The following is a 22,695-nucleotide window of genomic DNA, read 5'->3' as shown; positions in this document are numbered from 1 at the left end:
ATATAGAGACCATCAAACATACCAGTGCACGTGAAGGCAGTATCGATCCTGATACGGTTTGCAGTCATGACTCCTATCAGGCAGCAGTGACAGCGGTAGGAGCAGGGATCGCAGCTTTGGATGGCATCAGGTCCGGAGCGTCCGAACGGGCCTTTTGTGCGGTAAGACCTCCGGGGCATCATGCGACCCCTACACAGGCGATGGGTTTTTGTCTTTTTAACAACATTGCCATAGCGGCACGCTATGCACAGAGTCTCGGGTATCATAAGGTGATGATCATTGACTTTGATGTGCATCATGGCAACGGTACGCAAGATACATTCTATGCAGATGATTCTGTATTTTACTTCTCGACGCATCAGGCGTATGCCTATCCCGGTACAGGCCAGGAGGAACAGAAGGGAGAGGGAGCAGGAAAGGGGTTCACTGCAAACTTTATGATGATGCCTGGGAGCAGAGATGAAGAACTGCTTGCGGTCTACAGGAATGAGATGCCCCTCTGTGTGGAGAGATTTCAACCCGATATCATTTTGGTCTCGGCCGGGTATGACCTGCATGAGAGCGACCCTTTGGCGTCGCTCAACATTACGTCCGAGGGCATAAGAAAAATAGTCAGACTGATACTGGACAGTGCAGAGGTACCGTTTGTCTTCTTTTTAGAGGGCGGTTATCATCTCAATGCTTTGGGAGAGAATGTGAAGCTGACACTGGAAGAGATGCTGAATTGAAAGCATCTCTCGTGCAGGGTCGGATCGGTGATCAAAACTTATAGGCTAACTGGAAAGAGATACTGTCCTCAGCATGGCTGGTCGTGATCGTATCGGTTCCCATTCCGAGTGCAGCTATATCAAAGGTGTCACTTGTTTCATCCGCATACACATAGGCCAGGTCAAGCGAGAAATGGTTTGTAAATTCATACGTTGCACCGACAGTATAGTGATCTTCTGCATTTGCAGGGAACCCTAAAAGGTTGAAGAAGTTCAGTGTAGGATTGGCATTTTCTGTGACCGCTGAATCTGCATGGTTGTATCCAAGTCTGAGTGTCCATTCATTTTCTGTGTAGGCATAACCCACTGCATAGACATCGGAATCATCCCAGCCATAGTCGCCATACCCTTTGGCTTCTGACCATTTTATTTTTTTATAGTCAAATGCTATGGTGTGCTGACCCATCACATAAGCAAGACCGACACCATACTCTTCAGGCTGTTCAAGTGTATCACCGGAAGAAAGATCCAACAAGAATTTTTCTGCAGCGTTCACAAGCTGGCCATCATAGTCCATCTCTATGGCTGATCTATACATGGCACCGAAAGTAAGCCCCTCTACACCATTGGCTGAAAAGTCGTAGGCAAGACCGAGGTTGTAGCCGAAACCAAAGTCCTGGGCCAGGCCAGCACCGACAGATTGGTTAAGCTGGGGATGAAAATAATTTATATCAAGGTTCCCGTATTGAAGGATCGGTGTTACTGCAAGACTCAATCCGCCTGTTTTGTAGGCGATAGGCACACCGAACTGCATAAGTTGGAGATTGGTCACCATCTGGAAGTTGCCAGGTACATGACTGTAATCCACACCCATGCCTGCAGTACCCCACATACCGACACCAATATACCAGTTCTCACTGATCTTATGCGCCAGTGAGACTTCCGGTATCACATTGGTGTCGGCATCACTGGTGTACTCCGGCATACCTGCAAATTGTGTTTTGATATCCGGCATAAAGAGCGTACCGCCGAATGCGATCTCACTACTTGCCACATTTGTGATCAGTGCGCCATTGCTCAAACCTGATTCCGCACCATGCGACATAGCGATGCCGACACCACCCATACCTCTTGCCTTGGCACCCATCGCGATAAGATTATCTCCGTTCGTCGCATGCAGCATGGTTGAAGTGATGAGTGACAGAGTGATCAATTTCCCTAACGTTCTGGTCATTCCTGTGTTCATTTCCCGTCCTTTTCGTTTAGTATGACAATGGTACCTTAAATATATTTAATATTAATGAATTTTTACCTATTTTGAATATATATTTTACTAATTGTATAGTATTTGTTTTGATTATTAGATAGGGATATAAAAGAGTTAAAAGGAGCTTATAGGCTGAAGCGTATGCAAGGCTGGAAGTATGGGGTCACCCGCTTTTACAGCGGGCAGTATGTTTTAGATCTTGCTTTTAACGAAGGCTTCCATGTCCGCGACCACTTCTTCCAGTGTTCTCTCGCCGGAAATGACCTTCAATAGGTTCTTGTCGGTATAGAATGCCTGAATTTCAGCCAGAGGATCGGTGTAGATCTTCATTCTGTCATTGAATACCTCTTCACTGTCGTCACTTCTCTCTTCACCAGGCGCTGCTTCTGCACGACGACCCAAAATTCTTTCTCTGGCGACTTGCTCGCTTACTCTTACTTCGATCACCGAGGCAAGTTCAATATCCTCTTCTTTGGAAACAAGTTCATCGAAGGCGGTCATTTGTTCTGTACTTCTTGGGTAACCATCGATAAGCACATTGTCTACCGGGGCATTTTTGATGGCAGATACGATCGTGTCCACGATGATCTGAAGCGGTACCAGTGCACCTTTGGATATGTAGCTTTCTATCGTTTGTCCCAGTTCGCTTCCGCTTGCCACTTCTTCTCTGAGCATATCACCTGTTGAGTAGTGTACGATAGTGTCACTGTTCTTCTCAGCGATGATGCTTGCGTCTGTTGTTTTTCCTGAACCCGGTGCGCCAATGATCAAAAATAGTTTTTTCATACTTTGTTTTCCTTTTCTTTTATGCTGTTGGTGTTTGTCTGATTCTGAGGCTCAACTCTTTGAGCTGTTCTGCATCGACAGGACTTGGCGCCTGTGTCAGTAGACATTGCGCTTTTTGCGTTTTAGGGAACGCGATGACCTCGCGTATGCTTGAAGCCCTGGTCATCAGCATGATCAGTCTGTCAAGACCTAAGGCAAAACCACCGTGTGGCGGCGCCCCGTACTTCAGTGCATCGAGCAGGAATCCGAACTTCTCTTGTGCCTCTTCTTCATCGATGCCAAGCAGTTTGAAGATCTCTGACTGTACATTTTCTTTATGGATACGGATCGATCCTCCGCCAAGCTCGGTACCGTTGAGTACGATATCATAGGCGATGGATTCTATCTCTTCTATGTCCTCATAATCCAGTGACTTCGGCTGCGTGAACGGATGGTGAAGCGCTTTCACCCTGCCATCTTCCACTTCGAACATAGGGAAGTCCATGACCCATAAAAATTCGAAAGTGTTCTCAGGAATGATCTCCATCGTCTCTGCAAGATAGATACGGAAACGACCCATATAATCCCATACCAGTTTTTTCTCACCGGCACCGAAGAAGACGGCATCACCTATTTCAAGTTCACATCTTTCAATGATAGCCTGCAGGTCCTCTTCTGTAAAGAATTTGGCGAGAGGACCTTTCAGGCCGTCCTCTTTCATCTGGAAATACCCGAGACCGGATGCTCCGAACTTGCGTACATAGTCTTCAAAGCCCTTCATCTGACGCTTTGAGAAGATCTCATCACCTTTTGGCACTTTCAGCGCTTTGATACGGTTCTTCTTCGGTGATTTTGCGATCGTAGAGAAGATCTCATTGTCGCATCTTTCAAAGATGTCGATGACATCGACCATCGCCAGATCATAACGCATGTCCGGTTTGTCTGAACCGTACTTTTCCATGGCTTCAATGTGAGGCATACGCTTAAAGGTTGCAGGGATATCGAAACCGCACTTGGTAAAGATATCGTTGATCAGTTTTTCTGCGACAGTGATGACGTCTTCCTGGTCACAGAAAGACATTTCAACATCTATCTGCGTGAACTCCGGCTGTCTGTCTGCTCTCAGGTCTTCATCTCTGAAACATTTTGCGATCTGGAAGTAGCGGTCGAACCCGCCGACCATCAAAAGCTGTTTGAAAAGCTGCGGAGACTGGGGAAGGGCATAGAACTCACCGCTGTGAACACGGGAAGGGACAAGGTAGTCTCTGGCACCTTCCGGCGTGGATTTGGTAAGTATAGGGGTCTCCACTTCAAGGAATCCAAGCTCATCCAGTGCGTTACGTGCCGCGATCGTTGCTTTGGAACGAAGTTTGAAGATATCATAGGATCTTTGTGTTCTAAGCTCGAGATAACGGTGCTTAAGTTTGATCTCTTCATTGACCTTGTCGTCATTGAGATCAAAAGGCATAGGTTTGGAACGGTTCTCTATTACCAGTTTGCTGACGACCATTTCCACTTTACCTGTCTTCAGTTTGGGATTTTCAAGACCTTCCCCACGCGCACGCATAACGCCTGTGGCGATCAGTACAAATTGGTCTCTGACCTCTTCGGCCAGTTTGTGAGCTTCAGCATTATCTGCAGGGTCACACACAAGTTGTATGACTTCATCTTTATCCCTAAGGTCTATGAATATCAGTCCACCGTGGTCTCTACGACTGGAGACCCAGCCTGCTACAGTGACTTCTTCACCGATATGTTTTTCGTTTATCTCAGCACAATAATGTGTTCTCACGAGCAATCCTCTATCATTAAGTTTGACGCGATTATAGCTAAAAGTAGTTTAAGGGTTAAAAATATTACAATATGACATTATTTTAAATACTAAAGTACATTTATGCTACTCTAACACTAATTAAGATGAACGGAGAACTACGCTTTGGAAAAATTGGCGCAGATTAAAACAGCAGGCTTTATACTCAAGCCTGATACCCCCGAGATAAAACCCATTTATGAAAAAATAAAGGCGCAGTTCGAAGCAAAAGGATTGCGTGTCATTCTTTCGGACCACTCGGCCAAAATGATAGGTATCGAGGGAGTGACCTTTGACAAGATGTGCGAAGAGGCAGATTTTTTAGTCTCACTCGGCGGAGACGGCACGCTGCTTTCCTTGGTACGGCGCAGTTACGGTTACCATAAGCCTGTCGTGGGTATCAACGCGGGCAACCTGGGTTTTCTGGCAGATATCACGATAGAAGATGTGGACAATTTTCTGGAACAGCTTTTTGCAGGCGAATACCGCATAGATACGAGGATGATGATAGAGGGGTGCATCAAAACAAAAGAGGGCAAAGTACAAACGTTCTTTGCCTTTAATGATGTGGTGATCACCCGTCCGGTCGTTTCCAAAATGGCAAAGATCAATGCTTCGATAGACGGGGAGTGGTTCAATACCTATAAAGGGGACGGGCTCATTATCTCGACGCCTACAGGCTCGACAGCCTACAGTCTGTCTGCCGGAGGTCCGATGATGTATCCGCTGACGCAGGCATTTATTCTGACGCCTGTTCTGGCACATTCGCTGAGCAACCAGCGTCCGCTTGTCGTACCCGCAGATTTCACCATAGAGCTCTCTTCTCCCGAAGAAAAGGTCATCGCGGTGATAGACGGACAAGACAACTACGAGATGCATGAAGGTGATATGCTGACGATCAGAGGGGCAGCCGAGGGTGCCAAACTGCTGCACAGAAAAGAGCGCAACTACTTTTCGGTATTGAGAGAAAAACTTTCATGGGGTGATGAACATTGATAGAACGTTTATATCTTCGGGACCTTGTTACATTTGATGAAGTGGAGCTGGAGTTTGACAAAGGACTGGTGGTTCTGACCGGGCCCAGCGGCGCAGGAAAATCCGTACTGATGTCCGCGATACTTTCCAGTTTCGGACACACTACACAGGGTGCGGCCGCACTGTGTGAGCTGAATTTGCACAAGCCTGTGCACTTGCAGAATGATGCCTATGAACTTGAAGACGAGTTGACGATAAAAGCACTCAAGAAAGAGAACCTCCGCTACTTTATAGACGGGCAGAATATTTCGAAAAAAGCGTTAAATGACATGTTCGAACCCTATGTAAAGTATCTTTCTGTACGGGACAAAGGCGGTTTTGAATCTGACACACTGCTGGAGATGGTCGATACCCAGCTTGTAGCAAAAGACAAAACATTCAAAAAGATGCTCAAAGAGTACACAAAGCGCTATGCGAACTATAAAGAAAAAGCGTCTCAACTCTCAAAGATAAAAGAAGATGAAGCCAGACTGGCAGAACTGATAGAGTTTGCTACCTATGAAGTAGAAAAGATAGCGTCGATCAACCCGCAGGTGGGGGAAGAAGAGGAGCTGATGAAGGTCAAGCAGCAGCTTTCACGCATCGACAAGGTAAAAGAGGCCCTTTCCAGGGCTACCGATATCTTCGCTTTGGAAGCCAGCGTAGAAGAGGTCTATCGGTTGCTGGACAAGGACGGGTCTGCCTTTACGGATACGATGAACCAGCTCCGTGCCGACTTTGAAGAGACAGAGAACCTTGCGGATGAGCTGGAAGAGGTCGATGTGGAAGAAGTGCTGGACCGGCTCAGTGACCTCACGACTCTGAAGAACCGTTACGGAAGCATAGAAGAGGCTTTGGCCTACAAAGAGGCCAAAGAGAAAGAGCTTTCGGGGTATCAGAACATAGAAAAAGATAAGAGTATGCTGGAGTCGTTCTTGGCACTGGAGTTCTCCGAACTGAACATTCTGGCTTCAAAGCTCTCTCTGATGCGTCAAAAAGAGGCAAAGCGTCTTGAGGAGCGTTTGGCGGATTACCTCACGACACTCAAGCTTCCCGCACTGACCTTTGCGTTCTCTACGGCTGCTTTGGGTGAAAAAGGTACTGACATGATAGAGGTGCTCCTTGGTACTTCCAAAACAGCTACGCTCAGTGGAGGAGAGTTCAATCGTGTTCGTCTGGCACTGATGGCGACGACGATCCCTGAAGATGAGAGGCATCAGGGGGTGCTGATACTGGATGAGATCGATGCCAATGTCAGCGGAGACGAGTCGATCGCCATTGCAGCGATGATACATAAACTTGCCACGGTCTATCAAGTCTTTGCTATCTCGCACCAGCCACACCTTTCGGCAAAAGCGGCGCAGCATATCGTGGTAACCAAAGCAGGCCAGAAAAGCAAGGCGGAAGTCTTGAATGAGGGTACGCGCATATCGGAAATTGCAAGGATCATTGCAGGAGAGAACCCGAATGCCGAAGCACTGGAATTCGCGAAAAAGCTACGGGCCTAAGAGTATTGTGCTTTCAACTCGTCATTATAGTGTTTGAGATGTGCAAAGTATGCATGGATCACATCCAGGTCCGTACCCGTTTTAAGATAGGTATTGTAATCGTTTAAAAGGTCTGAGACACCACCGGTTCCCAAGTTGCTTGCTGAACCTTTGATGCCATGGGTCAGACGTTCCAGTTGCTCGAAGTCCGACTCCTGTATCGCTTTTTCTATCAGGGGATAGTGTGTTTCTATCTGCGGAATAAGTTCGCCTACGAACTCTTTTGCTTCTTCATCGGAAAGTCCCATTTCAACCAGACGTGAATGTGTAAATTTCGGATAATTTGCTTCAGGCAGTTTTTTCGTCTCTTTGAGGGCTTCCGTTCTGGGTTCAGGCTCAAGTTCTATTTTTGCTTCAGGTACAGGTTGAGCTTCAGGTTCTATTTTTGGTTTTGGTTCAGTTTTTGGTTTTGGTTCGGATCTCTTTTGTTTTTGGGAAGACGTCTTCCTTTGATCGGGTATGGTTTTCCGGCGTCTTTCGCGTCTTTCCTTTTGATATTTTCTTTCATTCATATATTCGAAAACGATAAGCAAGACCACAAGAAGCACAAAGATAGATAAGATGGTTAGTGGAGACATAACTTCCCTTATAATTATAATTTATTCTTAACTATAGCTGATTCAAGGTTAGATGAAGATGTCCGAACAGATGAATATAGAAGAAATTTGTTATAATGGATTAAAAAAGGACAAAGTATAGATGTTGATAGATACACATTGTCATTTGGACGATGAACGATACAATGATGATATAGAGCAGGTTTTGGAAAATGCCAGACAAAAAGGTGTAGAAAAGTTCATCATACCGGGTGCAGACCCTAAGACACTCCAGAGAGCGGTTGATCTGGCGGAACAGTATGAGAGCGTCTATTTTGCGGTGGGTGTCCATCCTTATGATGCAAGCGCCTATGACAGAACCCTTCTGGAACCCTTTGTAAAGCATCCCAAATGTGTTGCGATCGGCGAATGCGGATTGGATTATTTCAGACTGCCCGAATCAGAGGATGAGATCGAAGCAGAGAAAAAACTGCAAAAAGAGGTCTTCTTGGATCAGATACTGTGGGCAAAGGAGCTCAGGAAACCGCTTATCGTCCATGTCAGGGAATCAACACCGGACTGTCTGGAGATGCTCGATACCTATGCAGGGGAAGAGGGTGGCGTACTGCACTGTTACAATGCAGATGAGTCTCTGCTGAAGCTTGCAAAAAAGAATTTTTATTATGGGATAGGAGGGGTACTGACATTTAAAAATGCAAGAAAGCTCGTCAATGTCTATCCTAAGATCCCTGAGGACAAACTGCTTATAGAGACCGATGCACCCTATCTTACGCCTCATCCGCACCGCGGGGAAAGAAACGAGCCCAGCTACACTGTGTTTGTTGCAGATAAGATGGGGGAACTTTCACATCTCAGCCGGGAAGAGATCGAAACCATCAGTACAGAAAATGCCCAAAGGCTTTTTGGGTTTTGATGCCATCTGACTTCTCCTCTTTATTTCAAAGCAAAGAGATCATTTAAAATATTTCTTAATAAGTTATCATTATTATGATAGAATGGCGGCGAGATAAAAAGGGAAATGCATGTTGAAAAAAAGTCTGTTTGATCTGTCTATACGTATCGTTCCGCCTATTTTGCTTTTGGGCGGCAGCAGTTACTGGAGCACTGTTTTATGGGAGAAAAATGAGCCCGGTGATGTCTGGTTGCTGATATCTCTGCTGGGGATCGCAGCATTGAGCCTGTTCTCCCTCTGGTATGTCTGGATCGATCTCCGTAGAGAAAAAAATAAGCACAGAACACTTCTTTCTCTTTTGATGCGTATCAGAAATTTGTCAGAAGATGGCAACGACATCCGTGCAGAACAAAGAGAAGAGGTCTACCGCTACATTGATCAGCGTTTTTCTCTTTTGCATGAGAAGGGAAAGAAGATCGCAGAGGACGCAGAGGCTAAAAGTCAATTTTTGTCCACGATGTCCCATGAGATCCGTACACCGCTCAATGGCATTATAGGGTTTACGAGATTACTCAAAGAGATGGGTCCCACGGAAGACCAAAAAGAATTCATTTCGCTGATAGAGAACTCTTCGAACAATCTCATCACCATCGTGAATGATGTCCTGGACCTTTCCAAGATGAATGCGCAAAAGATGGAGATCGAAGAGATCCCTTTTGACCTTTTTGAGACCATCGACATCACGGTAGCATCTTTTGCACAGATGGCAGATCAAAAGGATATTGAGTTTGGTGTGCTGGTCGACCCTGCAGTATCACCCTATCTGATCGGTGATCCTACCAAACTTTCTCAAATACTGACGAACCTTATAGGGAATGCGATCAAGTTTACGGATGCCTATGGCAAGATCAACCTTTTTGTCGAAGGCGTAAGGAGTGACAAAGACCACACGGTCCTAAAATTTTCCGTGAGCGATAACGGTATCGGACTGAGCGAAGCACAGCAAAAGAAGATATTTGAAGCCTATGGACAGGCATCGTCAAGTACAAGCCGAAAATACGGAGGTACGGGGCTCGGACTCACGATATCGCGTAAAATGGTTCAGCTTATGGGCGGAGACCTTGAAGTCAAAAGTAAAGAAAATGAAGGCACGACTTTCTTCTTTACCTTGTCACTGGAAAAAAACAAAGCACATGAGCCGAATATTTACAGTGACTTTAGCGGTTTATCCGTAGGTCTTGCACTGCCTGTAAAGAGCATCAGCCGTCAGTTGGACAGAAATCTTCAAACGTATGTGGAACATTTGGGTGCAACATTCTCCCTCTATTACTATGAGGAGATCTTTGAGTCTGATAACGCGGTAGAGCTACCCGATATCATGATCTTTGACCATCATTATGCCAGGTTGCCGGGAGAACTGGAGCTCTGTACTTCTCTGGAATGCAGAGCTGTACTTTTGACCAACGGCAGCTTACGGGCGCGTGTGAACCCCAAGCAGCACCATTTTACGGATGTGGTGCTTACCCCTGTCACCTTAGCAAAAACGATCAGGATCCTCACCAATGCGACCGACGAAAAGAAAGAAAAGATACTTCCTTCGGATACCACAGAAGAGACAGAGTCCTTTGAAGGACTCCATGCCCTGGTAGCAGATGACAACAAGATCAACTGCAAGCTCATCAAAGTGATACTGGAGAACCTCGGTTTGGAGGTGACGGTGGTCAGTGACGGGAAAGAGGCTGTTGATATGGCTGTCAAGAACCGTTATGACATCATATTTATGGATATTCAAATGCCAGTGATGGATGGAGTAGAAGCGAGTAAGCGTATTTTGGACTATGAAGCAGAGCATCAGTTGGAACATGTCCCTATTATTGCGCTCACAGCAAACACTGCTTCAGAAGACAGAGCCAAATATATGGCCGAAGGTATGGATGATTATGCCGTTAAACCGCTGGATGTAGACGCTTTAAAGGGTATCATTGCAGAGCAATGCAGGTCTCAGGCCTCAAGCAAAAACAAAGTCAAATAACGGGATAATATCCCCTCAAAGACAAGTCAAGAACTGAGGTATTATGAAGAGAGCTGCTTCCTCTGTATCATTCATCATAGTAATGTTTGTGGCAAGTATGCTTTTTACGGGGTGTGGACCGGAGCCTAAAGAGCCTGGATCCACAAAATATACAAGTGCCGCAAGACACAAAGCCACCATGCGTTCCTACAAGGTATTAGGCAAAAGGTACAATCCTACCTATGTAGAAGTGGGACAGGTCATGCATGGGATCTCAAGCTGGTACGGACCCAACTTTCATGGCAAACAGACAAGCAATGGTGAAGTCTACAATATGCATGCAAGAACCGCAGCACATAAAACATGGCCAATGGATACGATGGTAAAGGTCAATAACCTGGTGAACGGCAAAAGTACGATCGTGCGTATCAATGACAGGGGACCGTTCGTCAGAGGCAGGGTCATTGACTGCAGCTACAGGGCCGGAAAAGAGATAGGGCTTGACAAAATGGGGATCGCCAAAGTCTCTATAGAAGTGGTCGGATTTGCAGGCAAGGTGGAATCAGATGCAGCGATCGCCAGACAGAAAAGAGCGCATACGCAACAACGTATAGTGCTCTCCAATTTCGGTGTACAGGTGGGTGCGTTCAGGCGCTATCAGGGTGCCAAAACCTACCAGAGAAAATACAGCGCCATGTATCGCCGCAACAATACCATCATAAGACGTTTTGACGATATCGACGGCGCACCGCTGTACCGTGTATGGCTCATGGGCTTCGGGTCCGAAGAAGAAGCCAGGGACTTTAAGAACAGCCATGACCTAGAGGGCGCATTTATCGTAAGAAATTAATCAAAGTAGGAAAAAAGATGATAGAAGTAAGCAGAGAAACCAAAGAGACACAAATTTCAGTCAAACTCAACCTTTATGGTTCAGGCAAAGCAAAGATCGATACCGGTGTCGGGTTTTACGATCATATGCTGGAGGCGTTCACCAAACATGCCCATATAGATATGGAAGTCTCCTGTACAGGGGACACCCACATTGATGACCACCATACGGTTGAAGATGTGGGTATCGTGATAGGTCAGGCACTCAAAAAAGCGATCTACCCTGTCCAAAGTATAGAACGTTTCGGAAATGCAACGGTCGTGATGGATGAAGCCAGTGTGACCTGTGACATTGACCTTTCCAATCGCGGCTATCTTGTGTTCGAACTTCCCATCGGCGGGAAAGTAGGGAACTTTGATGTGGAACTTGTGGAAGAGTTCTTTAAAGCTTTCGCCTATAACCTTCCTTTGACCCTGCATCTTATCTATAACCGCGGCAAGAACAAACACCATATCATAGAAGCCGCCTTCAAGGCGCTTGCAGTGGCGCTGCGCAGAGCGGTCACTGTGAATGAGAATGCAGGCATCCCGAGTACAAAGGGCGTGCTGTGAGTATAGAACTGATTGTGCTAGATGTAGACGGCACGATGACCGACAGCCGTATCACCTACAGTGAAGAGGGGGATGAGATCAAGTCCTTCAATGTAAAGGACGGACTGGCCATTGCAAGCTGGAGAAAACTTGGAAAACAGGTGGCCATCATCACGGGAAGATCATCGCAGATCGTGGCACGCCGGGCAAAAGAGTTGCACATAGAGCATTTTTATCAAGGCGTGCACAATAAAAAAGAGGTGCTGGAATCCCTGCTTGAGAAGCTTGATCTGAGCATGGAAAATGTGGCAGCCATAGGGGACGATCTCAATGACCTGCAAATGCTGAAAGCAGCGCATATCTCATTCGTGCCGAGAGATGCAAGTGCCTATGTAGATAAAATTGCTACGGTGGTGCTTGACAAAAAAGGCGGAGACGGCGCGGTACGCGAAATGATAGAATATCTTATCATCAAAGAGGGACTTGAAAAGAAGTATCTGGAGCTATGGGAATAAGATTAGAATTCGTATTGATCACGGTGGTCATCGGGATCATTTCAGGCTCCTTCATGCTGAAAATAGACAATACCCCTGTGTCAGCGGCATCCTTTACCAAAGAGGCTGAATTTACCGATACCACTTTGATCGAAGTAGATACAGCGGATATGAGGAACAGGATGTATGGCACCTATGGGGTGATGGACAAGGGTGTATTGACACTGCACAACATCCGATACCAAGGCAACAATATAGAATCTCTTTCCGCAATACACGGTAGATTGGAAGATCATATGCTCTATCTGGACGGTGATGTGGAGATACAGGAAGAAGGCGGCTACAAGTACGAGACACAGCATGCGGTCTACAATAGAGAAACGGAAATTCTGAATATTACTTCGCCTTTTATCGGGGTCAAAGGCAACAATGTCATCAAAGGCACAAGTATGGAGTATGATACACGTCAAAAAAAGGCTTCGGGCACGACGGTCGATACGATATTTTATACTCCTGACAAGTAATATCATGGTACAATGTCCAAGTTAAGTAACTCTAAAAGGTCGGTAGTGAAGTTCTTGAAAATGATTCTGTTGCTTATACTCACACAGGCACTCTTTGCAGAGAGGGTAGAGATCACTTCCATTAAGATGGAAGCGCAAGGCAAAGAAGTACACTTTATCGGTAATGCCAAGGTAAAAAAAGCCAATGACTGGCTGCATGCGGAGAAAGTCATAGTCTATTTTGACGAGAACAATGAAACGCGTATGTATGAAGCCATAGGGGATGTGACCTTTGCGTTTAAAAATGAAATGCATGCGTTCAAAGGGAGTGCGGACAAAGTGGTCTATGATATTGCAGAATCACTGTATAAGCTAAAGGGTAAAGCAGTGATCGATGATCTGGTGAACAAACGTCATGTCAGCAGTGATGAGATCATACTGAATATGGTCACGGGCGCTGTGGATGTAAAAGGCAGCCGCAAAAAACCTGCAAAGCTGATTTTTGATATGGAGAAGCAGCAGTGAGCACACCTCGAATTGTAGAAGCTGAATTTATAAAATCGGCACAGAGCATTGCCGATTCCCTGCCTGAGGATATGAGCGAAGTGGTTTTTCTCGGACGGTCGAATGTGGGCAAAAGTTCTACGCTGAACGCATTGACGGAACGAAAGAACCTGGCAAAAAGTTCAGCGACACCGGGGAAGACACAGTTGATCAACTTTTTTGAAACGAGGTATCTCTATAATGAACAGAATTACCCTGTACGTTTTGTAGACCTTCCGGGATTCGGGTACGCTAAAGTCTCCAAGACACTGAAAGAGGTCTGGCAGAAAAATCTTGTAGAGTTTATCCAGCATCGCGTTTCGATACGTCTTTTCATCCATTTGAGAGATGCGCGTCATCCGCATGCCAAGATCGATGATGATGTGGAGCATTATATCTCGGAATTCATACGTCCTGACCAGAAGTATTTGACCGTCTTTACAAAGATTGACAAACTCAATCAAAAAGAGAGAGCCAAACTCAAACGAGAGTTTCCCGGGTCCATTACGCTTTCAAATTCGAAGAAGAGCGGCCACGAAAAGGTGCATCAAAATATACTTCAGACGATTTTTGGCGTAGGGGACGAAAGCGGCAAAAAGATTGACAAACCAAAAGAGAGCGAGTAATAAAAGTGATCGAACTTGTAAAGGCAAAACTGAGTGATATCCCGCAGATGCAGGCATTGGTCGCATCTGAAGTGAAAGACGGTATTATCCTGAATCGTACAGAGGATGAAGTTGCCACGAATATACGTTCCTATGTTCTGGCAAAAGAGGGTGATGTGCTTGTAGGGTATACGGCTTTGCACATACACTCCAGAAGGTTGGCAGAGATAAGAAGTCTTATTGTCGATGAAGCGTACCGCGGACAAAAAGTAGGGCAGAGAATGGTGCAGTTCACTTTGGATGAGGCCAAAGCATTAGGGGTCGAAGAAGATGTCCTTGTCTTGACCTATCTTCCGCAGTTTTTTTTGAAACTGGGCTTTAGGGAGATCAACAAAGAGGTGATACCTGAGCATAAAATCTGGGCTGATTGTATCAAGTGTATTCATTTCCCTGTCTGTAATGAAGTCGCACTGGTACATAAATTGTCCTAGCAGAGGTATGATAATAGTATGAACAGTGCAGCCCTCACAGTCAAAAGTGCATTTCTATGGCTGCTTGCGCTCTCCGTTGCCTGTTTCTACCCTATGCTCATCTCCATCTATGTCTTTTTGCCTCTTTTGATCGGTGCGGTGGGCTACCTTTTCATCAGCGGGCTTGAAGAGGGGAGAGTGTCTTTCATCGTGTTGGCCATCGCGTACATAGTGAACCTTGAGATCAATCTCTCTCTGCCTCTTTTTCTGATCCTTATCTCCACATTGATCTTTTATGTCCTGATCTATCCCTATTTGAAATATTTTCGCAAGTGTAAGGTATGCAAACCTCTTTTGAGCGTACTTTTTTTGGATATGATCTATTTACTGTGCCTCTTCTCCTATGATTTTATTTTTCAGACACAGAGTATTGTATTGGATGAGATCCTGCTTTATTCCCTTATTGTAGATATGCTGCTTGTGGTGATCGTATGAGATTCAAGTTCGTCGTTTTCGTTTTTATCCTCTTCTGGGCGGTCATGATCAGCAGGCTCTATCATGTCAGTATCAAGTCCAATTTTTACTATGAAGGCCTGGCGAAGGACAATATAGAAAGAAAACAGTTCCTCAAGCCGGTAAGGGGAGAGATAAGCGATACAGACGGAAATCTTCTGGCGATGAACCAGATAGGTTTTTCTCTCTCTATCGCACCACACCTCAGGGTGAAAAACCACGAGTTGGAAAACGTGATCGATACCCTGGTCGAAACGTTTCCTGACCTTAACCGAACGGTGATGCTGAATGTCTATAAAAAACACGACTCCCCCTATAATCATGAGTATATCAAAGTGGTTGACTTCGTGCACTATGCAGATATGATCGGTGCCTATCCGAAGTTGAGTCTGCTAGACAAGATCAAAATAGAAGCGGAGACCAAACGGTACTATCCTTACGGAAGGTATGCGGCACATATTGTGGGGTATACAGGACGATCCAATCAAAAAGAAAATGAAAAAGATCCGGTGGTCAAGGAAGTGGGTAAAATAGGCAAGAGCGGCCTCGAGCGCTACTATAACGAGGTGCTCGAAGGTGAACTCGGTTATGAGGTCAGCAAAGTGACTGCCACGAACAAAGCGATCGAAATACTGGAGAGAGAACTTCCCAAGGACAACAGAAACATAAAATTGAACATAGATATCGATCTTCAGAAGATGATCTATGAGCGCTTTGGGGATCAGACCGGTGTGGCGATCGTCATGCGAACGAACGGAGAGGTACTCTCAGCGGTAAGTTATCCTTCCTATGATCCGAATATGTTTGTCGGGGGTATCAGCAGTAAAGACTGGAAAGCACTCCAGAACGATCTTGCGCACCCCTTTACCAATAAGTTCATACACGGAACCTATCCTCCGGGTTCAACGATAAAAATGGGTATGGCGCTGGCTTTCAACAAAGCACTGCCTAACTACCTGGCAACCGAAGAGCACTGCAACGGGCATATTACGCTGGGTACAAGCAACCATAAGTTCAGGTGCTGGTCAAGATGGGGACATGGGAAGGTGGACCTGAGAAAAGCGATACGTGAGAGTTGTGATGTCTATTTTTACAATAAGAGCTTAAAGGTAGGGATCGATGCCATGGCAAAGCATCTTCGCGAATTTGGTCTGGGTGTCAAAACAGAGGTGGATCTGCCTCGTGAGTACAGCGGGGTGATACCGGACAAGGCATGGAAAATGAAACGCTACAAACAGCCATGGTATATGGGGGAGACGGTGATCTCCGCTATAGGACAAGGCTATGACCTGACCACACCTTTACAGGTGGCACGTTATACCGGCCTGATCGCTACTTCGACGCTTGCTACACCGCGCATCGCCAGAGAGGTCGATGGCAAAAAGATCGAACCCGAAATAAAATCCATGGATTTCAATAACTACTATCTGAATGAGATCAGAAAGGGGATGTATGATGTGTGTAACACCAGGAAAGGAACGGCCTACAGCACCATGAGCGATCTTCCCATCGTGGTGGCAGGGAAGACAGGTACCTCACAGGTGACCTCTATCCCCCAATCGACAAAAGAACGTTTAAAAGAAGAGGAGCTGGCATACTATCACCGTTCTCATGCGTGGTTTACCAGTTATGCGCCGTATGACGACCCGCAGTATATCGTGACCGTACTGGTCGAGCATGGAGGTCACGGGGGAAGCACTTCAGGTCCGATCGCGGCAGATATCTATAAGTGGCTTTACAAAAATGGGTATTTTTCTAAAGCCGATGCAGAGGCTGAGGCCTTGAAGCGTGGCAAATAATACTTTATATATTTTCTAAAGTGTTATTTAAAAAGAGCCCCAAGATGATTACGAGGCTGATCCCGGCTGATTTGGTATAGAGTTTATTTGCCGTGATAAAGACAAGCAGCAGGGTTGCCATGATCATCGTCGCAATGTCAAATAGATAGGCTGAAGCGTTGAGGCTCATTGGTTTTGCAAGTGCGGCTGCACCAAGTACTACGGTAGTATTGGCCATATTCGAGCCGATGATGTTCCCTATGGCCATATCCACTTTACCTTTCACCGCTGCAGAGATACTTACCACCAGTTCCGGAAGTGAGGTACCCAATGAGATCATAATAATACCTATGATCCATTCGGATATGCCAAAACTTTTCGCAATTTCTGAGGCGCTTTCCACTGTAAAATGTGCCCCAATGATCACCAAAACCAATCCAACCGCAAGCAGAGGTATGGTTTTGCCCCAGCTGAACAGCCCGATCTCAAGGTCTTCAAAATCCTCTTTGGGTATGTTCTTGGCATCCTGAAGCAGAAATATCAGATAGGCACCCATCAACAGCAGCAAGAGCAAGGCATCAAAGCGGGTGATGATCCCATCCAGTATCATCAGAATGAACACCAGTACCGGTACCAGTGCCCAAGTACTGTCTTTTGCAAAGAAGTCCCTGCTCGGGTTGATGTTCGTTGCGATGAGAAAGACCGCTGCCAGGACCAGGGTGATGTTCAGTACATTGCTTCCTATCACGTTGGCGATGGCTATGTCTGCTTTATTACTGAAACTGGCAGCGACACTTGCCGCCATTTCGGGCAAAGAGGTCCCCAAAGCGATAAGTGTCGCACCGATGATGAACTCCGGGATATTAAACTTTAAAGCGATACGTTCACTCTGCCCAATAAGCAGGTCGGCACCCCATATCAATACCCCCATGGCAATGACAAAAATAACGAAATCCAAACTACTTCTCCTCTGTTCTAACGATCAAGCTTTTTGGCAGGCCGAACTGCTCTATCAGCGCTTTTTCTCTCATTCTCATCTCACCCTCATCTTTTTCATGGTCAAATCCGAGCAGATGAAGCATACCATGAATGAACAGCAACGAGAGTTCATCCTGTACGGTATGCCCAAATTCTGCTGCTTTTTCTTTTACGAATGATTCAGCTATGATGATAGAACCCAACGGTATATCAAAGACGGACTGTTCGGTAAAAGGAGTTTCCATGGGAAACGAGAGTACATCCGTCGTACTGTCCTTGCCTCTGTATTCGGCATTGAGTTCCTGCATGGTGGCATCATCCGTGATGATCAGCTCGACCTCTCTGCTAGAGAGTGAATCGGCTATCTTCTCAAGGGCTTCCAAATCTACTGTTAAGGTGGTTTGATTATCTAGATCTATCATTCTATAAGTTTACCCAAATGTTGGTAAAATGGCATTAAAATGTAGTGTGCAGATATTGACAAATAATATGAACCGAATGGTTTAGTGAGGCTTTAGTGAGAGGCACCAAGGGCATTCCCTTCGGTCAATTTTCACAGTGCTTTGCTCTGTGAAAAGGAGAGTTGTATGTTAAAACGAGCCGTATGTATTATTTCTGGAGGTATGGATAGTGCCCTGAGTGCAAAGATCGCGCAGAACGAAGGCTTCGAGATCATCGCTTTACACTTTAACTACGGGCAGCGTACAGAAGCAAAAGAGCTTGAATGTTTCCGCAAGATCGCATCCGCCCTGGATGCCTCTGAGACCTATGAGATAGATCTCCCTTTTTTCGGGCAGATCGGTGCCTCCGCTTTGACAGATGCACGTATCGACGTACCTACAGGAGGTCTGGAGGAGGGGGTACCGGTCACCTATGTCCCTTTTAGAAACGGTATTTTTCTCTCGATCGCAGCTGCAGTGGCCGAGAAACATGCGGCGGAAGCACTCTTCATCGGTGTCGTTGAGGAAGACAGTTCAGGCTATCCGGACTGCCGTGCAAGCTATATAGAGCAGATGCAAAAAGCTATTAACCTCGGTACCAAAGATGAGACGCATATAGAGATCAGGATGCCGCTGGTCGCTTTGAAAAAAAGCGAGATCGTGCAAAGATCTTTAGCACTTGATGTGCCTTTAAAAGATACATGGAGCTGTTATCAATCGGAAGAAGCGGCCTGCGGCGTATGCGACAGCTGCAGGTTGAGACTAAAGGGGTTTCAGGAAGCGGGGAGTGTAGACCCGATCCCGTATGCTAATTGAAGGTAAATCCTCTGAGGATGAAATTAAATTCATATTTGTGGTCCGGGTATTTTGCCAATGCTTCGGACATAAAGGTATAGCGTGTGATCTGTCTGTCCCATAGTCTGTAAGTGAGGCTTTTGAACCATTCCTTCTTTTCAGGTGTGTTCAGGGAAATCCTTTGATAATTGGGATCATCCTGTATGCCTGCCGCTATTTTTCTCATCGTATTTTCATACGCCTCTTTTTTGGCACCGCTGGGCGCTTCATACGGTTGTGCTTGTATTGTGGTCGTCTGCGCAGTCTGCCGAGTCGGTTCAGTGATCAGATGGTCCATGGAACTTGTACATCCGGAGAACCCTAACGCAATGACCGCTGCAATGATCAGATTTCGTCTCATAGTTCCTCTTTCTTTGCAATTATCTATTCACTGCTATTGTAGCAAAACGAGATAAAAGTTACTATGTTATAATGGTACAAAAACAAAGGTCAGAGCATCATGATAATCCCCGCAAGATCACCACAGGCGAAAGAGGCAAAAGAACTGGTTGAAGGTCTGCAAGCCTATTTTGTTTCCAAACTGAATGGCGTTGCCCGGAAATTCGGAGAAGGGAAGCCCTGCGAATCGGTTTCCTGGGGACGTGATGAAGGCAGACACGGGGGCGGTACCCGCTATGAGACCAGGGACAGTGTGGTGTTCGACAGAGGCTCGGTGAATGTGTCTCAAGTCCATTATGATGATGACGATCAGAAAAAACTGGGTTCTGCCACAGCGATCTCCACGATCATACACCCCCGCAATCCCCATGCCCCTTCCATGCATATGCATATCTCGTGGACACAGATGAAAGAGGGAACAGGGTACTGGCGTGTGATGGCTGACCTCAATCCCTCCCTCATCAGTGAGTCGGGGTCAGATAAAGAGAAGTTCTCTGCGACGCTTCAAAAGGTCACAGGTGCACTGTATGAAGAAGGCGCCGCGCAGGGGGAGAGATATTTCTATATCCCTGTCCTGGGAAGACACCGCGGGGTCAGCCACTACTACCTTGAAGGGTACAACACCGGAAATTTTGAAGCGGACAAAGCATTCGTTTCGGAAGTGGGTGAAAGGGTGATAGACACCTATATCACGATCATCTCAGACAAATTGGCGCAATACCCCGACTTTACAGAAGCAGAAAAAGAGGAGCAGCTCGCCTATCATACCCTCTATCTTTTCCAGGTATTGACACTGGACAGGGGAACGACCTCGGGATTGCTGGTACATGATCAGAATGATGTGGGTATCATGGGGTCCATACCGTCCCATGTCAACAGGGATCTTCTGGCATCATGGGTGGAGAAGATGCCCGCACCCCAGGACCTTTTAGTGAAAGCACTGCTCAACGCCTTGCCTGAAGAGATGCCGACACCGGTAGAGGAAAACACAAAAATTGCCTTGGCGCAAGCAGTGAGGAAGCATTATCAGGCACATCCCGAAGCGTTAAGCATGCAAGCCTCCGGAGAGATCATCCCTCCGACTGTGGATAACCACAGATAATAGGCCTGGACCTACACAAGGCTGAACTTCCCTTTGGCCCGGTCTTTCTTCACCTTGTCATAGGGCCCTGTGACCCCATTCATCGCGATGAAGACACCTTCTTGGTTCAAAGCGCTCATGTAGCCATAGGCTGAGCAGAGGTTCGCCGTGGCTTCCACGGGATCCACACAGTAGGGCACCATCGCACCAGTAAGAATGATCTGCTTTTCCAGCTCTGCATCCGCAAGATACTCAGCCGTCACATCCATCGTATCGGTACCATGGACGATAATGATGTAATGGTATGCAGAGCTGTTGATGGTGGCAAGCAGTTCCAGTCTGTCCTGATTGGTCATTTCGAGGCTGTCCTTGCCTATGATGTTGAGGATCTCAAAACTGCAGAGCCATTTAGCGGCTATCTCTTCTAAGGCATGTGACTCTGTATCTATGGCAAATTCGCCCCTGATGGGATCATAGATCTTGTTAAAGGTGCCACCTGTGCTGATAATAAGTATTTTTTTCATGGATAGCCTTGCTTTGTTCAAAAAGTGATGTATATTTTAACGCAATAATGGTAAAATAAGCGAACTAATTTCTATGGAGTACATACATGATAATGAAGGGTAAAAAAGGCGTTATTTTAGGTATCGCCAACAAAAAGTCTATCGCATACGGTATTGCAAAAGCATGTCAAGAGCAGGGTGCAGAGATGGCAATCACATTTCTCAACGAGAGATTTGAACAAAAATTGGCCCCTGTAGCGGATGAGCTTGGATGCGATGGAAGATTTTATCCATGTGATGTAAGTAAACCTGAAGAGATCAAAGCACTCAAAGCGTCTTTGGAAAAAGATATGGGGAAAATCGATTTTATCGTACACTCGATCGCCTTTGCTCCCAAAGAGGGGCTGAGCGGACGTTTCTATGATATCTCCAAAGAGGCGTTCGATATCGCAATGGACATCTCTGTCTATTCCCTGATCGAGATCGTAAGAGAGTTGAAGCCGATCCTTTCTGATAATGCTTCTGTATTGACGCTCAGTTACTACGGCGGTGTCAAATATATCCCTAACTACAACCTGATGGGTGTGGCCAAGGCGGCACTTGAAATGACGACAAAATACCTTGCGGAAGACCTTGGTAAAGACGGCATCAGGGTCAACGCGATCTCCGCAGGGCCGATCAAGACTTTGGCCGCTGCCGGTATCGGTGACTTCAGCTTTATGCTCAAGTGGAATCAGCACCACTCGCCGCTCAAAAAGAATGTGACCATTGAGCAGGTAGGGAACTCCGGTATGTACCTCCTTTCAGACCTGAGTTCAGGGGTGACCGGTGAGATCCACTATGTCGATGCAGGATTCAATATCATGGGTATGCCAGCAGTAGAGTTTGATACGAACGGAAAACCTAAGATCGCCTGGGACGGAAACGCTTAATTGAAAGATTCTCCGGAATATCTGGCTAAAAAAGCCTTTTTTGACAAAGTGCTGACCATCTACGGGCGCAATGCCGTGATGGAAGCACTGGAAGACAATGCCATCACGATCCACAAACTCCATTTATCCACATCCAACAAAGATGCCGCTGTTCTCGAACAGATGAAAGAGATCGCTCAAAAAAGAGGTATCGAAGTCGCCTATCATGACAAGCAGTCCCTCTCCCGCATCTCCAAAAACGCCAAACAGGACCAGGGAGTGGCGCTGGATATCGTGCTTGAACATTTCGGTGATGAATCAGGTTTTATCAGTGCGCATCAAGCCTATCGTATCATTGCGCTGGATGGGGTGACGAACCCCCAGAACCTGGGGATGATCATCCGCTCCTGTGCAGCGGGAAATATAGATGCTATCCTGCTGCCCGCCAAGGGTGCTGCACAGATATCTCCGCTGGTGATCAAAGCCAGTGTCGGGACACTCTTCAAAATGCCTATCATCAAAACTGCGAATCTGTCTCAAACACTACAGAACTTTCAATCAAAGGGTGCGAAGGTCTATACGCTATCCTCGCATGCCACCAACAGTTATAAAGATGAGAGCTATACCGATAGAACGATCTTTGTGCTGGGGAAT

Annotated in this window: 26 protein-coding genes; 18 read left to right on the top strand and 8 right to left on the bottom strand. The window is 46.3% G+C overall.

The features are described from left to right. The coding region (locus VIM88_RS08835; RefSeq protein WP_331862532.1) for a histone deacetylase at positions 1 to 728 on the top strand (728 nt) is incomplete at its 5' end. Positions 729 to 759: 31 nt separating this feature from the next. Here the strand turns inward: VIM88_RS08835 and VIM88_RS08830 are convergent. From VIM88_RS08830 to aspS, 3 genes are all read right to left on the bottom strand, one after another. Beyond that, positions 760 to 1,953, bottom strand: a complete 1,194-nt coding sequence (locus tag VIM88_RS08830; protein WP_331862531.1) for an OmpP1/FadL family transporter — start codon at positions 1,951 to 1,953, stop codon at positions 760 to 762. Positions 1,954 to 2,166: 213 nt separating this feature from the next. Next, positions 2,167 to 2,760 carry an adenylate kinase gene (locus tag VIM88_RS08825; protein ID WP_331862530.1) on the bottom strand — a complete coding sequence of 198 codons (594 nt, stop codon included), beginning with the start codon at positions 2,758 to 2,760 and terminating at the stop codon, positions 2,167 to 2,169. 19 nt (positions 2,761 to 2,779) lie between these two features. Continuing rightward, positions 2,780 to 4,531, bottom strand: a complete 1,752-nt coding sequence (gene aspS, locus VIM88_RS08820; protein WP_331862529.1) for an aspartate--tRNA ligase — start codon at positions 4,529 to 4,531, stop codon at positions 2,780 to 2,782. A 144-nt stretch (positions 4,532 to 4,675) separates the two neighbouring features. On the opposite strand from aspS, the gene VIM88_RS08815 reads away from it, so the two are divergent. Then, the gene (locus VIM88_RS08815) at positions 4,676 to 5,545 is read left to right on the top strand and encodes an NAD(+)/NADH kinase (RefSeq protein WP_331862528.1); all 870 of its coding nucleotides are present in this window, start codon (positions 4,676 to 4,678) and stop codon (positions 5,543 to 5,545) included. Then, positions 5,542 to 7,071, top strand: coding sequence for a DNA recombination protein RecN (locus tag VIM88_RS08810; RefSeq protein ID WP_331862527.1), 1,530 nt, complete (start codon positions 5,542 to 5,544; stop codon positions 7,069 to 7,071). Before VIM88_RS08815 ends, VIM88_RS08810 begins: the two co-directional genes overlap by 4 nt. Here VIM88_RS08810 and VIM88_RS08805 read toward each other — a convergent pair. After that, entirely contained in the window at positions 7,068 to 7,688 is a 621-nt protein-coding gene (locus tag VIM88_RS08805; protein WP_331862526.1) for an Hpt domain-containing protein, read from the bottom strand. The two genes, VIM88_RS08810 and VIM88_RS08805, sit on opposite strands and share 4 nt — an antisense overlap. A 121-nt stretch (positions 7,689 to 7,809) precedes the next feature. Here VIM88_RS08805 and VIM88_RS08800 point away from each other — a divergent pair, with 121 nt between their 5' ends. The 11 genes from VIM88_RS08800 to mrdA all read left to right on the top strand — a co-directional run bounded on the left by VIM88_RS08800 (position 7,810) and on the right by mrdA (position 16,916). Then, entirely contained in the window at positions 7,810 to 8,580 is a 771-nt protein-coding gene (locus VIM88_RS08800) for a TatD family hydrolase (protein WP_331862525.1), read from the top strand. A 109-nt stretch (positions 8,581 to 8,689) separates the two neighbouring features. Continuing rightward, positions 8,690 to 10,591, top strand: coding sequence for an ATP-binding protein (locus tag VIM88_RS08795; protein ID WP_331862524.1), 1,902 nt, complete (start codon positions 8,690 to 8,692; stop codon positions 10,589 to 10,591). A gap of 82 nt (positions 10,592 to 10,673) precedes the next feature. After that, the gene (locus VIM88_RS08790) at positions 10,674 to 11,420 is read left to right on the top strand and encodes a septal ring lytic transglycosylase RlpA family protein (protein ID WP_331862523.1); all 747 of its coding nucleotides are present in this window, start codon (positions 10,674 to 10,676) and stop codon (positions 11,418 to 11,420) included. Positions 11,421 to 11,437: 17 nt separating this feature from the next. Then, positions 11,438 to 12,010, top strand: coding sequence for an imidazoleglycerol-phosphate dehydratase HisB (gene hisB / locus VIM88_RS08785; protein WP_331862522.1), 573 nt, complete (start codon positions 11,438 to 11,440; stop codon positions 12,008 to 12,010). Then, positions 12,007 to 12,504 (top strand): HAD-IIIA family hydrolase, encoded by a 498-nt coding sequence (locus tag VIM88_RS08780; protein ID WP_331862521.1) that lies wholly within the window; start codon positions 12,007 to 12,009, stop codon positions 12,502 to 12,504. The genes hisB and VIM88_RS08780 overlap by 4 nt, the downstream gene beginning before the upstream one ends. After that, positions 12,495 to 13,007 (top strand): LPS export ABC transporter periplasmic protein LptC, encoded by a 513-nt coding sequence (gene lptC / locus VIM88_RS08775; protein ID WP_331862520.1) that lies wholly within the window; start codon positions 12,495 to 12,497, stop codon positions 13,005 to 13,007. Before VIM88_RS08780 ends, lptC begins: the two co-directional genes overlap by 10 nt. A gap of 12 nt (positions 13,008 to 13,019) precedes the next feature. Next, a complete protein-coding gene (locus VIM88_RS08770) occupies positions 13,020 to 13,511 on the top strand; it encodes an LptA/OstA family protein (RefSeq protein ID WP_331862519.1) in 492 nt (163 codons plus the stop codon). Then, positions 13,508 to 14,155: a ribosome biogenesis GTP-binding protein YihA/YsxC gene (gene yihA / locus VIM88_RS08765; protein ID WP_331862518.1), complete on the top strand. Its 648-nt coding sequence runs from the start codon at positions 13,508 to 13,510 to the stop codon at positions 14,153 to 14,155. The genes VIM88_RS08770 and yihA overlap by 4 nt, the downstream gene beginning before the upstream one ends. A 5-nt stretch (positions 14,156 to 14,160) precedes the next feature. Beyond that, positions 14,161 to 14,625 carry an N-acetyltransferase gene (locus VIM88_RS08760; protein ID WP_331862517.1) on the top strand — a complete coding sequence of 155 codons (465 nt, stop codon included), beginning with the start codon at positions 14,161 to 14,163 and terminating at the stop codon, positions 14,623 to 14,625. Positions 14,626 to 14,643: 18 nt separating this feature from the next. Further along, on the top strand, positions 14,644 to 15,099 hold the full coding sequence (locus VIM88_RS08755; RefSeq protein ID WP_331862516.1) for a hypothetical protein: 456 nt from the start codon (positions 14,644 to 14,646) through the stop codon (positions 15,097 to 15,099). Continuing rightward, the gene (mrdA, locus tag VIM88_RS08750; protein WP_331862515.1) at positions 15,096 to 16,916 is read left to right on the top strand and encodes a penicillin-binding protein 2; all 1,821 of its coding nucleotides are present in this window, start codon (positions 15,096 to 15,098) and stop codon (positions 16,914 to 16,916) included. Before VIM88_RS08755 ends, mrdA begins: the two co-directional genes overlap by 4 nt. A gap of 4 nt (positions 16,917 to 16,920) precedes the next feature. On the opposite strand, the gene VIM88_RS08745 is transcribed toward mrdA, so the two are convergent. Continuing rightward, positions 16,921 to 17,853, bottom strand: coding sequence for a calcium/sodium antiporter (locus VIM88_RS08745; RefSeq protein WP_331862514.1), 933 nt, complete (start codon positions 17,851 to 17,853; stop codon positions 16,921 to 16,923). A gap of 1 nt (position 17,854) precedes the next feature. Beyond that, entirely contained in the window at positions 17,855 to 18,295 is a 441-nt protein-coding gene (gene ybeY / locus VIM88_RS08740) for an rRNA maturation RNase YbeY (protein WP_331862513.1), read from the bottom strand. Between the two features lie 165 nt (positions 18,296 to 18,460). Between ybeY and queC the strand changes: the two genes are divergently transcribed. After that, positions 18,461 to 19,129 carry a 7-cyano-7-deazaguanine synthase QueC gene (gene queC / locus VIM88_RS08735; RefSeq protein ID WP_331862512.1) on the top strand — a complete coding sequence of 223 codons (669 nt, stop codon included), beginning with the start codon at positions 18,461 to 18,463 and terminating at the stop codon, positions 19,127 to 19,129. On the opposite strand, the gene VIM88_RS08730 is transcribed toward queC, so the two are convergent. Beyond that, positions 19,122 to 19,508 (bottom strand): hypothetical protein, encoded by a 387-nt coding sequence (locus VIM88_RS08730; protein ID WP_331862511.1) that lies wholly within the window; start codon positions 19,506 to 19,508, stop codon positions 19,122 to 19,124. The genes queC and VIM88_RS08730 overlap by 8 nt on opposite strands. Positions 19,509 to 19,607: 99 nt before the next feature. Between VIM88_RS08730 and VIM88_RS08725 the strand changes: the two genes are divergently transcribed. Further along, complete coding sequence (locus tag VIM88_RS08725; RefSeq protein WP_331862510.1) at positions 19,608 to 20,648, top strand: coproporphyrinogen III oxidase; 1,041 nt, start codon at positions 19,608 to 19,610, stop codon at positions 20,646 to 20,648. Between the two features lie 11 nt (positions 20,649 to 20,659). Here VIM88_RS08725 and VIM88_RS08720 read toward each other — a convergent pair whose 3' ends face one another. Then, on the bottom strand, positions 20,660 to 21,151 hold the full coding sequence (locus tag VIM88_RS08720; protein WP_331862509.1) for an asparaginase domain-containing protein: 492 nt from the start codon (positions 21,149 to 21,151) through the stop codon (positions 20,660 to 20,662). A gap of 86 nt (positions 21,152 to 21,237) precedes the next feature. Here VIM88_RS08720 and fabI point away from each other — a divergent pair, with 86 nt between their 5' ends. Then, positions 21,238 to 22,062: an enoyl-ACP reductase FabI gene (gene fabI, locus VIM88_RS08715; RefSeq protein ID WP_331862508.1), complete on the top strand. Its 825-nt coding sequence runs from the start codon at positions 21,238 to 21,240 to the stop codon at positions 22,060 to 22,062. After that, positions 22,063 to 22,695: RNA methyltransferase (locus VIM88_RS08710; RefSeq protein WP_331862507.1), on the top strand; the 633-nt coding region annotated here is incomplete at its 3' end. It lies immediately after the preceding gene.

It is taken from the genome of Sulfurovum sp. (assembly GCF_036568385.1).
GTDB lineage: Bacteria > Campylobacterota > Campylobacteria > Campylobacterales > Sulfurovaceae > Sulfurovum.
Note: the sequence above shows the minus strand (reverse complement) of the source record. Positions and strands in the feature narration are given on the sequence as shown.

Coding starts and splice junctions, on each gene's coding strand:
- VIM88_RS08830 (WP_331862531.1), bottom strand. CDS start 1,953: ATGAACACAGGAATGACCAGAACGTTAGGGAAATTGATCACTCTGTCA.
- VIM88_RS08825 (WP_331862530.1), bottom strand. CDS start 2,760: ATGAAAAAACTATTTTTGATCATTGGCGCACCGGGTTCAGGAAAAACA.
- VIM88_RS08805 (WP_331862526.1), bottom strand. CDS start 7,688: ATGTCTCCACTAACCATCTTATCTATCTTTGTGCTTCTTGTGGTCTTG.
- VIM88_RS08800 (WP_331862525.1), top strand. CDS start 7,810: ATGTTGATAGATACACATTGTCATTTGGACGATGAACGATACAATGAT.
- VIM88_RS08795 (WP_331862524.1), top strand. CDS start 8,690: ATGTTGAAAAAAAGTCTGTTTGATCTGTCTATACGTATCGTTCCGCCT.
- VIM88_RS08790 (WP_331862523.1), top strand. CDS start 10,674: ATGTTTGTGGCAAGTATGCTTTTTACGGGGTGTGGACCGGAGCCTAAA.
- hisB (WP_331862522.1), top strand. CDS start 11,438: ATGATAGAAGTAAGCAGAGAAACCAAAGAGACACAAATTTCAGTCAAA.
- lptC (WP_331862520.1), top strand. CDS start 12,495: ATGGGAATAAGATTAGAATTCGTATTGATCACGGTGGTCATCGGGATC.
- VIM88_RS08770 (WP_331862519.1), top strand. CDS start 13,020: ATGTCCAAGTTAAGTAACTCTAAAAGGTCGGTAGTGAAGTTCTTGAAA.
- VIM88_RS08755 (WP_331862516.1), top strand. CDS start 14,644: ATGAACAGTGCAGCCCTCACAGTCAAAAGTGCATTTCTATGGCTGCTT.
- mrdA (WP_331862515.1), top strand. CDS start 15,096: ATGAGATTCAAGTTCGTCGTTTTCGTTTTTATCCTCTTCTGGGCGGTC.
- ybeY (WP_331862513.1), bottom strand. CDS start 18,295: ATGATAGATCTAGATAATCAAACCACCTTAACAGTAGATTTGGAAGCC.
- queC (WP_331862512.1), top strand. CDS start 18,461: ATGTTAAAACGAGCCGTATGTATTATTTCTGGAGGTATGGATAGTGCC.
- VIM88_RS08730 (WP_331862511.1), bottom strand. CDS start 19,508: ATGAGACGAAATCTGATCATTGCAGCGGTCATTGCGTTAGGGTTCTCC.
- VIM88_RS08725 (WP_331862510.1), top strand. CDS start 19,608: ATGATAATCCCCGCAAGATCACCACAGGCGAAAGAGGCAAAAGAACTG.
- VIM88_RS08720 (WP_331862509.1), bottom strand. CDS start 21,151: ATGAAAAAAATACTTATTATCAGCACAGGTGGCACCTTTAACAAGATC.
- fabI (WP_331862508.1), top strand. CDS start 21,238: ATGATAATGAAGGGTAAAAAAGGCGTTATTTTAGGTATCGCCAACAAA.